The following is a 13,157-nucleotide window of genomic DNA, read 5'->3' as shown; positions in this document are numbered from 1 at the left end:
AGTTCAACCATCCGCTGTGGCTTTAAGTGATAAAGGCACGCGCTGAGTACAAGGTCCTAAAAACAAGAGGCGCAACCATACTGAAGCAAGAGGTGCTAGTATAATCGGGAACTCGTGAAACAATCTCTCTACACTCGTTCAATGATAACGGCGTATCCCTGGCCGACACCGATGCACATCGTCACGAGGGCGTAGCGTTTTTGTTGCTTATGCAGCTCCAAGACGGCCGTATTCAGGATGCGGGCCCCACTCATGCCGAGAGGATGTCCCAAGGCAATAGCGCCGCCATTGGGGTTGATGCGCGGGTCGTTGTCCTCTAGGCCTAAGCCTCGCACGCAGGCTAAAGCTTGGGCCGCAAACGCCTCGTTGAACTCAATCAAGTCGATGTCGTGGAGCGTCAGGCCAGCTTTCTTCAAAGCCAGCTGGCTGGCTGGCACCGGCCCAATGCCCATGATGCGCGGTTCTACGCCAGCCACGCCCATAGCCACAAACCGGGCCCGTGGCGTGAGGTTGTGGTGTTTGAGGCCTTCCTCGGAAGCTAACAGCAAGGCCGCTGCCCCATCGTTGAGGCCCGAGGAATTGCCAGCTGTGACTGTACCGGTTTTGCGGAAGGCGGGCCGCAACGCTGCCAGCCCCTCCAGGGTGGTGTTGGCCTTGATGAACTCGTCTTGTGCAAACAGTACCGACTCGCCTTTACGCTGCAGAATTGGAACGGGCACAATTTCCTCGGCAAAACGGCCCGAGTCGCGGGCACGGGCAGCACGCTGGTGGGAGTCGTAGGCAAACTGGTCTTGGTCGGCACGGCTGATCTGGTCACGCTCGGCTAAATTTTCGGCGGTTTCGCCCATGGCGTCAGTACCGTACAGCTCTTCCATCCGAGGGTTGATGAAGCGCCAGCCGAAACTGGAATCAGCCATCTGTGAGTCGCGGCCAAAAGCGGTACTGGCCTTGGACACAACGAAGGGGCCACGGGTCATGTTTTCTACGCCCCCAGCCACAAATAAGTCGCCGTCGTTGCACTGAATGGCGCGGGCCGCGGCCATGCTCGCCGACAGGCCCGAGGCGCAAAGGCGGTTCACGGTTTCGCCGGGCACCGTGTAGGGTAAGCCCGCCAGCAGCAGGGCCATACGAGCCACGTTGCGGTTGTCTTCGCCGGCTTGGTTGGCGCAGCCGAGCAACACGTCGGCAACACCGGCGGGGTCGGCGGTGGGATTGCGCCGTAGGAGTTCGCGGATAACCAGCGCCGCCATATCATCAGGGCGTACGGTGGCTAAGGTGCCACCAAAGTTGCCGATCGGGGTGCGGATACCGTCAACGATAAATGCGTCTTTCATTGAATTCCTACGTGTTTTCTTGGTTTAGTAAGTTAGTTTTTGGGTTGCTCTTCAGTGGGCTTGCCTCCGCTTTTGAGCTTTTTCATAAACTCGCTGAAGGCCGGGCGCATCTCTGCAAATAGCGCATGGTCGCGGTTGTTGAGCATCACTTCACTGAACAGCTTCAGCCCAATGGCAAATTCGGTGGCCTGGCTGGGCTTAGCAAATAGGTTGCGCGCTTGCAACCGTTCAATAATCTGAAAAATGTCGTCGTGGTTATCGAATTCCACCTCCAGCGGTGGGTGAGTAGGTTGGTCGGTAGCGGCAGGGGCCATGTGTTCGAGGCGCAGGCGGTAGTGGTGGGCGCGTTTAGCCATGGGTGGTTTTAGTAGGGTGGTAGGTGGCCTTCGGCAAGCACGGGCGGACCGTAAGAACCACTCAACCCCCAATAATCAACAATTAATCGAAACACGTTCCCGTTGCTTCTCTTCGAACCAGGGATTGGCTTGCACCCGCACGTCTTCCAAAACAATGCGTGGCAGCCATTCAACGAGAGCTAGCAAGCCAGCTAGTTGGGTCGCCGTGGGCTCCGCTGCACGTCTTTACTGCCCCATTAGGTTTGCCACACAGCCGTTAGACGGGCATACACCTGTTCCTCGCCCAAAGGTCTGGTTTCCATCTGCTTCACTATCGAGGGGTTTACCTTTCCCATTGCCATAGGTGACGCGTAGCGTACAAACCGAAGCATCTACAGCGACAGTCTATAACAGCTTGAAAGTAAAGAGCCCCTCAACGGAGGGGCTTTTTACTTCTCAGTGTCGCTTTGGTGCTATTGGGCAGGCAGCAAGTAGCTCACTTGCGCCTGCAGGCTTCGGTTCCGGGCGTGCTGCACTCGTTCTGGCCCATAAATGGCATCAACTACTACGGATGGCTGGCGTAACTTGGTAAGGCCTGCTGCATAGCGGACTTCCACCTGCCACCGGGCCCCGATTTCGCGCCCTATCCCGAGCACATAGCCTGCTTCACCGCGATTGTAATCCTGCTTGTTGCGCACGGTTCTAGCCGCCCCATCTGGCAAGACAGGATCAACCGGTCCAACAACCACGTTGACCTGGTCGCGGATGGTGCGCTTCTCTGCAACAAGGTAGCTGAGCTGCGGACCGGCTACGGCAAACCAGGCCCCTTGGTGTGGCCGGACAAGCAACGCCAAGCTGCCGTAGTGCAAGCGGCTGCGCACGGTGCGGATATAGTCGATGGTGGTGAAGGTTACGCCCTCGGCGCGGTTGCTGTATCGCAGTTCGGAACCCCGCTGTTCATACAGCAATTCAGACTGCAAATCTACGTGCTGGTTCAAGGGCCGCTGTAGGAGCAACCCTCCTGTGGCACCAAACTGGTAGTCGGAGCGTGGGAGCGACGCGCCAGCGTACGTGCTAGCGTTTAGGCCTGCTTTGATGCCCAGGCGTGGGTGCTGCGCTGAGAGGGAGCCCGTCGTCAGCAAGACAAACGAGAAAAGGGCAATTGGGCGACGCATTTGGAAGGAAGCTATAGCGGAAAACAAACGCAACAGAGGCCTTGCGGTAGCAAGCAGATTGTACTGCCGCTACCGCAAGGCGTGAGCTCTAACAAATGGAATGGTATAGGCTTAGTGCTTCAACAGGCGTACCCGGCTGCTGCCCTGTGGCGAATTCATCAGGAAGAAGTAGCTGCCAACGGCCAGTTTTTCCATGGGAATAGTGGCCGAGGTGGCTCCCACTTTGGCTTGGCCCTGCCATACCGAGCGGCCTAGCGCGTCCCGGAGTTCGAGGCTGGTTGCCTCACGCAAGGCACTAAATTCGGCTAGCACAGTACCCGTTGTGGGGACGGGGCCCACTTTCAGGGTTGGGTCGGCGTTCTTTTTAACGGCTAGAATTTGGTCGTTGAGAACGAAAGCGAAGTCAACTGTCACGTCTGGAGCTGTGTCTGGGTTGCCACCGTCTATCACCGCCGTGTAGGCATCCGAAGTAGGATTGAACTGCAACGCATTGGCCCCCAGCGTTTGCCGAAGCCCCGGAACGGTAACGGGCACGTAGAAGTGCGTCAGCGTACCCGAGGTAGTTGAGGTCCATTCCACCCAGTACGTACCAGGGCCGAGCGTTAAGGCCGGCGCAATAGCTGCCTTCACTTGCCAAATACGTCGCGTTACGCCTGGTACACTAGGCGTGGGGTAAAGAGAATTGAAGATCCGATAACTTTTGGCGTCGGTGGCAGTCTGCAAACGGTTGGTGGTCAAGTCGCCAAACACGACGGTTGAGCCAGCTGCGCCGGGCCGACCTCTCCAAACGCGAACGTAGAGCTCCGTAAAGGGCGAGGTTGTGCCCGTGTAGCCGCTCTGATATGCGAACACCGAAACATCACGCAGCGTCAGCGACTGACCAGATGCTACGGTGAAGTCATCGGCCAGTGTAAAGCCCGATGCTTTGGTGGCCGTGTAGCCGGCATTCGTATTTGAGGCTGTGGTTACGCCGGCATCGTTTTGCACCTCGCTCCACGTGTAGCCGGCGGGAGCCGCTGCCCCGCTTTTAGAGGTCGCGCCAGTGGTAAAGTTCCCGTTGTTGTAGGTCTGGGCCTGGAGTGGAGCGGTACCGACAACACCAAGCAGGAACAGGAGGGGGGGTAAGAGTGTTTTCATAAGTTATTGGTTGTGAGTAGTGTGAGCTGTAAGGAAAAGAACAACGACTGCATATCCAAACAAAAAATCACAATAAATCCATAACAGATTATTCACCAGTAACCCGCATCGTTCAGTTAGGCGGTCTGTTGGCACACACTTGCCACCCGACAAAAGACAAACTGTAGGCTCTTCGAAGCACTATGGGCGCCCATTGCAAGCAGGCATAATGCAGGGCCAATTTCTCCCGGCAACCTGAAGCCGACGGCCCATCTTGGCCTCAGAAACAAAGCACCTAACTCCAGTTGGAAAGTTATTAGGAGCGTGTACATACGCTTGCTGTTCAAGCTTTGGGGGGTGGTCTAGACGCAGTGCCGCCCGCTGGCGGGGGCCAGCGGGCGGACGGTACGGGGACGGCAGTCGGGACGGGCGCTAGTTGAGCACGGCGGTCTGCGACTTGAGGATCTGCCGGGCCACGGCCAGGTTGGTGTCGCGCGCGTTGACGGCCAGGTAGATGAACTTGTCGCCCGTGGGCGAGAGCTTGATCACGTGCAGCTGGTCGGTGAGCGTGAGCAGGATGTCCTGCACGGTTTGGTTGAGCTTGAGGGCCTGGATGGCTTTGAGCTTCTGCTTGACCACTTCCGTGTTGTAGGCGGCGGCCGTGTCGATGTCGAAGTCGGCGATGTTGGAGTGCGAGGCCAGGGCCATGCCGGTTTCGGTTTCAACGACGGCCACGGCTAGCAGCGTGGGCAGAGCGTCGAGGATGTCTTTGACGGCTTGTTTGGGGGAGGACATAAGGCGAAGAGGAAAAGAGAGGAAAGTAAGAAAGAAGAAAACAGAGAACCAGCAGAACAGACGCAGTAAGGAGTAACCTGCCGAAGCCCGGGGCCCGGTGCGCGAACGGCGAGGGCGGTGGGGCGGGGCGGGCTGCACTTTACGAAGGCGAAGTACGGGTGCGGGAGGTATGCAGTGGCAAAGTTTTAGACGAAAGCAATACTATGCCCTCTGAATGCGGGCAAATTGCGGCTCAGGCACGCGCCCCGTACAACGCATAGCACGGCGCAGCACAGCCCCGCCCCGCCAGCACCAGGCTGGCCCGACACCTTCGTAAGATTATCTAAAACAGGATTAAAGTCAGGTAGGTCGGCACAGCTCTAGCGCATAGCAGGCTAGCTGGTTTCAACACCGCTAATGAGGACTATCTTAAGAGCTATTTGCTAGCTCAATCCTGGGGTTTAGCGAGGAAGAAAGTCTTTTTCAAAGGACGGGCGAGAGCCGGCTTTTGCTTCTGCATAAAGGCTGCCTACATGGTAACACTTCAACTAGGAGAGAGCACCTCACAACAGGCATACTTTTCCTTGCCAAGAAGTATCCTAGCGCCCTAGAAAACAGAAAGGCAAGGCGTACGCCTTGCCTGAATGATAAATCAAACAGTTGAAAATTCGGCTACTCATCCAGTCCTCAAAGCTGTAATCAGATTTGCTGGAGTTAAGGCCGAAATATTACTGCTAATCTTCCGTGGCTTAGCCACGCTGCATATGGTGGCTGCTTATGGGTAAGTAGATAATTCCACCTAGAAGCCAGGGAAGCTGTTTAACAAGCGTGCCTCCACGCAACACGGCATAATACGCAAGGCGACTTCCTAAGTGAAGTGGCTGTCAGTTCGCTTCGCCTGCTCAGTTCTCGACAAACCATCTGTTCCAGCCTCAGAAGGGTCTGACGTTGGGGTGAACCCCTACCAGAATCTGTTGGTACACACCACTTGGGTCTTTTTCTTTAAACGCAACCCGAGTAACACCTCATGGCTGCCCCCATGGTAGCCGGCTAACTCAGACAAACCGACATCGTAGGAATAGCCCAACGTTAGCTGCTCGTAGCTGAGGCCTACCATCCCCACGAACGAGTCGAAAGCCCGCCAAGACACGCCCGCCCACAACAGGTCCTGGTACTTAAGCTTGGCGTTGAGGTCAAGGGAAAGGGGGGCCGGATTGACGGCTTTAACCAGTACCGATGGAACCAATGACCAGTCGTCGCTGAGCGGCAACCGCACCCCGGCCGTAGCGAAGTAGTGCCGCTTCAGGGAGTTGCCGGCTCCCGCGTTCAGCGAGTTGGGGCCGTAGGAAAAGTCGAGTTTGTTGGCTAGCAACTGCGCCCCCGACACCCCCGCGTAGAACTTGGAGCTATACACCCACAAGCCTACCGAGGCATCAAACACCCGTGAGGCGTCGCTGGCAGCTACAGTTGTGGGGTCGAAGAACTGGAGTTGCTGTCCATCAACGGCAAACTGCTGCATACCCGCCGACACGCCCAGTGACGCCCGTAAGTCAGGTGCTAACACCATGTTGTAGGCATAGGAAACGTAGGCTCCCTTCCGGCTCGTGGGGCCGGTTACGTCATTGTAGACGAGGGCTCCCAACGCGTGAAACGGCCGGCGCCGGTCGCGGATGGTGCGCTTGCTGGTGGTGCGCCACTTGCCCAGCGAGGAACTGATGCTGGCGTAGTAGGTTTTGGGTGCTCCTTCCAGGCCAGCCCATTGGGTGCGGTAGCTGAACTTAACATCGATGTAATCCTCTACGCCGGTTGCGCCAGGATTTAGGATGTAATTGTTGTTCATGTACTGGCTGTACTGTGCCTGCTGTTGGGCTAAAACTGGTGCCGCAGCCAGCAGCAGCAGTGGAAGCAGCAGTATAGGTAAAGCTTTTTTCATAACAGGAATGGCCTTGGCGGCCGTCTAAGTAGGGAGGCAATGGGCCCGCTGCGACAACGCAGCAGGCCATTTGATTAATAGAGAACCGTGAGTGACCCGCTGTAGGATCTGCCCAACGGGCCCTTCGTGACGACAACGTAGTAGTAAGTGCCGACCGGAGCGGGCTGCCCATTGATGTCGCCGCGCCACTCATTGGCTCGGCTGTAGTTGTTGGCCGAGAATACCTTGTTGCCCCAGCGGTTGAACACGGTCACGGTGTTGTCGGGGAATTGCTCGATGAACTCGATCTGCCAGGTGTCGTCGCGGCCGTCGCCGTTGGGCGTGAAGGCATTGGGTATGCGAATGGGGGGGCGTACCGTCACCGTCACTTGGTCGGAGTCGGCACAGCCTCCTTCCCCGGCCGAGAGAGTGTAGGTGGTGGTTACGGTAGGTGATACCAGCAGTTGCAGCCGCTCGTTGCCGGGAATAGGCTGCCCCGATGTTGTGGTCCACCGTACGGGGTACGTGCCATCGGCGCGGCCTTCCAACGTCACGGAGGTGCCGGCCAGAATTTCTTTATCGGGGCCAGCATCTACGTCAACCGGCGGCTGAATCCGTACTGCCACGCCATTGGAAACAGCGGTAGCGGGCTGTGCGCAAACGTTGGTGGTGCGCAAACGCAATGTCACGGTCTGGCCTTCGCGCAACGTTGTGCTGGTAAAGACCGGACCGGTAGCTCCCGCCACATCGTTGCCGTTGACTTGCCACTGGTATGCAGGCGCCGGACCCGCTTCCGTTACACCAGTAAGGCTGAAGGTAAGCGGAGCTCCCAAGCAAACTGGTCCGCCGGGCTGCACCGCAATAGTAAGGGTAGGCGCTGGCACCGGTGTGCGCGTCACCGTCACCGTGGCCGAAGCTGGGCCTGTGCTGCATAGCCCGGCGGTCGGCGTCACCTCAACGCGCACTTGGTCGCCGGAAACTAGCGTACTGCTGGTGAACGTAGGGCCGCTGGCCACGGCCACGTTGTTGACGAGCCAGCGGAAAGTGGGAGCGGCACCCACGTTGGTAGGCACGGCCGTAAAGGTCAGGGCAGTACCAGGGCATTCCACGGGTGGAGCCGCCAAGGTTACGGTAGGAGTCACGACGGGCTGCACCCGTACCGGTACCACGTTTGATACTCCTGTTGAGCAAGTGCCCGTACCCGAAGTGACGCGGCGGCGGAAGTACGTAGTGACGGTAAGTGCGCCGGGCGCAAACGTTGGGTCAGTGGCACCCGCTATAGCGGTCCAGTTCGCGTTATCGGTGGAAGATTCCCACTGGTAAACAAAGGTGCCGGTACCGCCGCTGGCTCCACCACCGCTCAGTGGCGTAGGGGTGGCCCCCGCGCAAATGTCTTGCTCGGCCGTGATGCTACCCACAACAAGCTCAGGCAATACAGTCAGAACAACGGAAGGCGAATACTCGGGTCCGCATTCTCCTGAACTCACCCGGCGGCGGAAATAGGTGGTAGTGGTAAGTGGGCCGGGCGCATAGTCAGCGCCGGTGGCGCCGGTAATAATCACCCAGCCGGCATTGTTGCCCGACGACTCCCACTGGTAGCTGTAGTTGCCCGTGCCGCCACCAGCCCCCACAGTGCTCGTGAGCGCGCTAGGAGCAACACCACGACATACAGTTTGATCGGCAGCAATAGTGCCAGCAGTCAAAGGAGGGGCTACGGTAATGGTAACAACGTTGGACACAGCGGGGGCGCAGGTTCCGGCTGTTACCTGGCGCCGGTAATATCTAGTGGCCAAAGCTGGGCCAAGCGTCAGGGTTTCACCCGTGGCACCCCCAATAGCGGCCCAAGTGGTGTTGTCCGCAGACGATTCCCACTGGTAGCTAAAAGTACCCGTGCCACCCGTGGCCGGGGCCGTGCTCGTTAGCGGACTAGGCGTGGCACCAGGACACAATGCTTGGTTGGCAGCGATACTGCCAGCCGTCAGGGCAGGCAATACGGTCACAGTTACAGCAGAGGTGTATACCGGTCCGCACGACCCGGAAGTTGTTTGCCGGCGGAAGGAAGTGGTGACAGGGAGTGGGCCCGGCGCAAAGGTTTCGGTTGTGGCCCCTGCTACCGCAGTCCACGTGACGTTGTCGGTCGACGACTCCCACTGGTAGGCAAAGGTGCCCGTGCCGCCCGTAGCTGGGGCCGTGCTCGTCAGCGGCGCGACGGGGCCGCCAGCACATACAATTTGGTCGGCGGCAATGCTACCTGCAACCAAGGTTGGCAGCACCGTTAGGACAACGGTGGGTGAATACAGCGGCCCGCACGGTCCCGAAGTTACGACGCGGCGGAAATAGGTGGTAGCCGAGAGTGGACCGGGTGCGTAGGTTGACCCCGTGGCCCCCGTTATAACTGCCCAGTTCGCATTGTTCAGTGATGACTCCCACTGATACGTAATGGTGCCGGTACCACCTGTGGCTGGGGCCGTGCTGGTCAGCGGAGAAGGAGTAGCACCAGGGCACAATGTTTGGTCGGTGCCGATGCTGCCCGCTACTAGGGCGGGGGTTACAGTGACAGTGATGACGTTGGACAGCACCGAAGCACAGGCGCCGCTCGAACTCGCTTGCCGCCGGAAATAGGTGGTGGTAGTAAGCGGTCCTGATCCATAAGCAGGCCCAATAGCTCCAACTATAGGCGTCCAGGTTGCATTGTCTGTCGACAACTCCCACTGGTAGACGATGTTGCTCGTGCCGCTAGCTTCACTGGTACTGGTGAAGGGGGCAGGAGCACTGCCAGCGCATATAGCTTGATCGGTAGCAATGCTGCCGGCCGCTAAGGCTGGTAGTACCGTTATCGTAACTAGATTAGATGGCGTGATGGCGCATTCTCCTGAACTCACCTGGCGCCGGAAGAAGGTGGTAGTGGTAAGCGGGCCGGGTGCCAACGTTTCGCCCGTAGCCCCGGCAATGATCGTCCAGTTGGCGTTATTCAACGACGATTCCCACTGATAAACAAAGGTGCCGGTGCCGCCCGTAGCCGGGGCGGTGCTGGTTAGGGGCGCAACCGGGCTGCCAGCGCACACGGTTTGGTCGGCGGCAATGCTGCCCGCAACCAAAGCCGGCTGCACAGTGATGGTAACGACGTTGGACAACGCTGGAGCGCAGGAACTGCCCGAGCTAGCTTGGCGCCGGAAATAGGTAGTGGCCGTAAGTGCGCCGGACGCGTAGGTTGGCCCAGTGGCACCCACTATAGCAGTCCAGGTTACATTATCTGTGGAGGTCTCCCACTGGTACACGATGGTGCTCGTGCCGCCCGTGGCCGGTGTTTCGCTGGTGAACGAGGCGGGGGCGCCGCCAGCGCAGAGCGTTTGGTCGGCAGCAATGCGGCCCGCGGCCAAAGCCGGTAGTACCGTTATCGTGACGGTGCCAGATACCCTGTTGCAGGGGCCCGAAGTTACTTGCCGGCGGAAGGAGGTGGTGACAGGGAGTGGGCCCGGTGCAAGGGTTTCGGTTGTGGCCCCTGCTACCGCAGTCCACGTGACGTTGTCGGTCGACGATTCCCACTGGTAGGCAAAGGTGCCCGTGCCGCCTGTGGGCGCCGCGGTACTGGTGAGCGGGGCGGGCGTGCTGCCCACGCATACCGTCTGGTCAGCGGCGATGCTGCCGGCCGCTAATGCCGGGAGAACGGTGATGGCTACCGAAGCAGTGAAGGTGGGGGTACAATAAGGGCCCGATAGATTCGGCAGCAGCAACTGCACGCGCCGACGGAAATAGGTCGTGCCGGCTGGCAGCGAATTTGGGGGCGTGTAGGTGGGGCCAGTAGCTCCACTAATGGCGGTGAAATTGGTATTATCCGTCGACGATTCCCACTGGTAGGTGAGCGGCAAACTGGCGTCGCTGGAAGCGTCGACAGTGCTGGTAAGCGTAGCCGGCGCCGTGCCAGCGCACACCGTCTGAGGCGCCGAAATGCTACCCGGTACGGGCAAATCAGGCACCTGGATACCACCCGAGCTTTCGCGGCAAAAACATTCCGTCTCAATGCGCAACGTCACCGTGTAGTTGCCGGGCGTAGCGTAGGTATGAGTGATGACTGAATCCGTTGCAGAACGTGTTGTTCTAGTGCCGTCGCCAAAAGTCCAAGTATAGATTTTCCCGAAAAAGCTAATGGGAGGGGCCGTGAAAGTGATTTGCCGACAACCCGTTATGTCAAAGCTAGGCCCCACGCGCAACAGCGAGCTTTGGTTGAAGTTGACCAGGCCCAGGCCACTTAGGCGGCCTCCGCGCAACTGCAGACTATCGTCGGCATAGCGGATCTTGGCCCCCAGCGAGTCCGGGAAAGGGATGAAACCCAGCGCAGGCTGGTTGTCGCGGGCCACGTAAATCTTGCCATCAGGCGCGGCCTGCATCGAGCCCAGGTCGGCTGGGGTCTTGAGTGGAATGTCCTGCCTGGTAACCGGCCCGGTGCCGCTGATATTGAATTGCAGCAGCTTGGCCGGGTTGCGCACCGTGGCGTAGAGGTATCTACCAGGCGAAAAACTTACCCCGTAGTATTTCCCTGCGCCGCTGTCCACGATGAACGGAACCTGCGGGTTGACGCTCACCCTTCCTGTGTTGGTATTAAACCCAAACAGTTCGACGGTGCTGCTGCTGTCGCCTACCGCTTCGCTGTAGCGGGCCAGGGCCAAACGTTGGCCATCAGGCGTTACCTTCATCTGTCCGCGGTAGCCCTGGGTGTTCGTTGGGCTTAGCGCGTGCACCGAACCCACCGTTGAGACAACGGGCGCATCGATGAGAACCGGACCTATATAGTTGACTGCTGGTCGCACGCGGTAGGCCAGAAAGGCGTCGCCCCGGTTGTCATTGCCCAACTTCGCATCGCCCCAGCCGTGCGTGATAACCCAGATGTCGCAGCCGTTTTTATGGAATACGCCCGTTATTTTCTCTGCCGTGCCGCGGGCGAGGGGTGTGTTTTTGGTGGCGGCTATGACGGTGCCTGGCCCACCACCTGCGGGAATCTCTATTTCCGAGTAGCTCAGGCCTACGGTGCTATTCAGGGTGAAAAGCAGGTAGCGCGTCGGTTGGCCCGCCGAAGGTATACCCGGCATCCTGATGGGCAAGGGGCCGTCGGTGGTGAAGCGGTTGCCCGCTAGCCCCGTGCCGTTGGTCATCACGGTGCCGTCGCCATTCCACACGGTTTCGCCATTGCTATAAAAGAGAATTGCCCCGTTTCTATCCGACATTACCCCCGAGCCGGCGGGGGCGTCCATCGCCCCATTGGTAAGCACCTTCGGCAAGGAGTCAGCTGAGGCCTGGTTGAAGTCAAGCCCCGCTTTAAAGCCGAAGTACCACGTGTTGGCGAACTTCTCATCAGCCGCGCACTCTGGAGGCGTAGTTCCTTGCGCAAACACGGTGGTGGTCGTGCCGCTCAGCAACAGAAATAGCAGCATCAGCAGCCAATTGACAGACAAGCGCGCCTGCCTAGCCGGGGACCGACTACCAGCGCGAATCAACTGGTTGGGATTGGCAAGAATTCGAGTGGTATGTAAAGCAGGGAACGGTAGCTCTGCGGGCATAGTGGGGCGGGTAAGTGGGCGGACAGGTAAGCAGGCACTTGCAAAAGAAAGTGCCACTCGCCGCCCTTAAAGAACGGAGCCCAATGGCCAGTTATTGCTAAAAAAAGCGTTGGCAATCGGCTTCAGTAAAACTACGCACTGCCAGCCAGCTTTGTACAAGCCAATACCTGAATAGTGCCGAAAGCCAGCGTTAACCTCGCGCCTTTCCTCGCTTTGTTCGCTGAAGCCATACGTAGCGCCTACCCGCCCGCCGCCCATGCCACCTCAGCGCAACTGACCAGCCAATACGAACTCGATTCTTCCCCGACAACCTTGGTATTTCTGATGCGCAGAGGTAACCAATCTGTAAGCCTCGCCACAACACATGTCGGCCACTGCTCAGTTGCACGGCTCGGCAGTAATACCATGCGCTTGACCCCGCTACATCTATTGCCTTCGTGCACTTTCCTAGGAATGATAAATGCACCAGGGAGGGCCATGCAGTAACTGCACAACACATGCTATGCGGAAGCGGCAGGCACGATGCTGGGCCCATGCCAAGGCTAGTGCTGGTAGCATTCTACGTTAAGTAGATCTGTGTTCTTCCTAGGAGCTTTTTGCGCAGGTTAAGCGTTCGGCAGCCGTACCGTGTAGTCCCTATATTTTGTCATGATGCACCATACATGGCTGGCCAACGAACGCCAGTTTTTGGTAGATTATTCGTTTGCTGCCTTTGAACGGCAAGGTGGCGTCATAACACCTAGTATGCGACAACTGTATGCCCGCTATGTGCGCGGGGAGTTGTCTTTGACTGGCCTACTTAATGAAGTAGAAGCCAGAGCCGAGCAGGTGAAAGTGCAGGCAGCGCATGTTTTCCTTTTTCTATAGCGGGAGTCTGCTTTCGCGGCCTAGCTGCTGAGGGTACCTAGCTTTGAGGTGGTCTAAACGCAGTGCCGCCCGCTGGCGGGGGCCAGCGG

8 protein-coding genes are annotated in these 13,157 nt (G+C 58.4%); 1 reads left to right on the top strand and 7 read right to left on the bottom strand.

Translation table 11 applies throughout. The annotated features are described in order from the left end of the window. Positions 1–128: 128 nt before the first annotated feature. The 7 genes from pcaF to MTX78_RS24365 form a co-directional block, all read right to left on the bottom strand. Positions 129–1,334, bottom strand: coding sequence for a 3-oxoadipyl-CoA thiolase (gene pcaF / locus MTX78_RS24395; RefSeq protein WP_243803319.1), 1,206 nt, complete (start codon positions 1,332–1,334; stop codon positions 129–131). Positions 1,335–1,366: 32 nt separating this feature from the next. Beyond that, complete coding sequence (locus tag MTX78_RS24390) at positions 1,367–1,690, bottom strand: DUF3861 domain-containing protein (protein ID WP_243803317.1); 324 nt, start codon at positions 1,688–1,690, stop codon at positions 1,367–1,369. A gap of 452 nt (positions 1,691–2,142) precedes the next feature. Then, positions 2,143–2,844, bottom strand: a complete 702-nt coding sequence (locus MTX78_RS24385; RefSeq protein ID WP_243803316.1) for a porin family protein — start codon at positions 2,842–2,844, stop codon at positions 2,143–2,145. A 111-nt stretch (positions 2,845–2,955) separates the two neighbouring features. Further along, entirely contained in the window at positions 2,956–3,981 is a 1,026-nt protein-coding gene (locus MTX78_RS24380) for a T9SS type A sorting domain-containing protein (protein ID WP_243803314.1), read from the bottom strand. 411 nt (positions 3,982–4,392) lie between these two features. After that, entirely contained in the window at positions 4,393–4,755 is a 363-nt protein-coding gene (locus MTX78_RS24375) for a hypothetical protein (RefSeq protein WP_243803306.1), read from the bottom strand. A gap of 940 nt (positions 4,756–5,695) precedes the next feature. After that, entirely contained in the window at positions 5,696–6,667 is a 972-nt protein-coding gene (locus MTX78_RS24370; RefSeq protein WP_243803312.1) for a PorP/SprF family type IX secretion system membrane protein, read from the bottom strand. Positions 6,668–6,741: 74 nt separating this feature from the next. Continuing rightward, entirely contained in the window at positions 6,742–12,201 is a 5,460-nt protein-coding gene (locus MTX78_RS24365; protein WP_243803310.1) for a T9SS type B sorting domain-containing protein, read from the bottom strand. A 648-nt stretch (positions 12,202–12,849) separates the two neighbouring features. Here MTX78_RS24365 and MTX78_RS24360 point away from each other — a divergent pair. After that, positions 12,850–13,068 (top strand): antitoxin VbhA family protein, encoded by a 219-nt coding sequence (locus tag MTX78_RS24360; RefSeq protein WP_243803308.1) that lies wholly within the window; start codon positions 12,850–12,852, stop codon positions 13,066–13,068. Positions 13,069–13,157 lie beyond the last annotated feature (89 nt).

Origin of the sequence: Hymenobacter tibetensis, from assembly GCF_022827545.1 — a bacterium.
GTDB lineage: Bacteria > Bacteroidota > Bacteroidia > Cytophagales > Hymenobacteraceae > Hymenobacter > Hymenobacter tibetensis.
This window is presented reverse-complemented; position numbering and strand designations above follow the sequence as displayed.

Excerpts from the sequence above, each read along its gene's own strand:
- pcaF (WP_243803319.1), bottom strand. The coding sequence starts at position 1,334 with ATGAAAGACGCATTTATCGTTGACGGTATCCGCACCCCGATCGGCAAC.
- MTX78_RS24390 (WP_243803317.1), bottom strand. The coding sequence starts at position 1,690 with ATGGCTAAACGCGCCCACCACTACCGCCTGCGCCTCGAACACATGGCC.
- MTX78_RS24385 (WP_243803316.1), bottom strand. The coding sequence starts at position 2,844 with ATGCGTCGCCCAATTGCCCTTTTCTCGTTTGTCTTGCTGACGACGGGC.
- MTX78_RS24380 (WP_243803314.1), bottom strand. The coding sequence starts at position 3,981 with ATGAAAACACTCTTACCCCCCCTCCTGTTCCTGCTTGGTGTTGTCGGT.
- MTX78_RS24375 (WP_243803306.1), bottom strand. The coding sequence starts at position 4,755 with ATGTCCTCCCCCAAACAAGCCGTCAAAGACATCCTCGACGCTCTGCCC.
- MTX78_RS24370 (WP_243803312.1), bottom strand. The coding sequence starts at position 6,667 with ATGAAAAAAGCTTTACCTATACTGCTGCTTCCACTGCTGCTGCTGGCT.
- MTX78_RS24365 (WP_243803310.1), bottom strand. The coding sequence starts at position 12,201 with ATGCCCGCAGAGCTACCGTTCCCTGCTTTACATACCACTCGAATTCTT.
- MTX78_RS24360 (WP_243803308.1), top strand. The coding sequence starts at position 12,850 with ATGATGCACCATACATGGCTGGCCAACGAACGCCAGTTTTTGGTAGAT.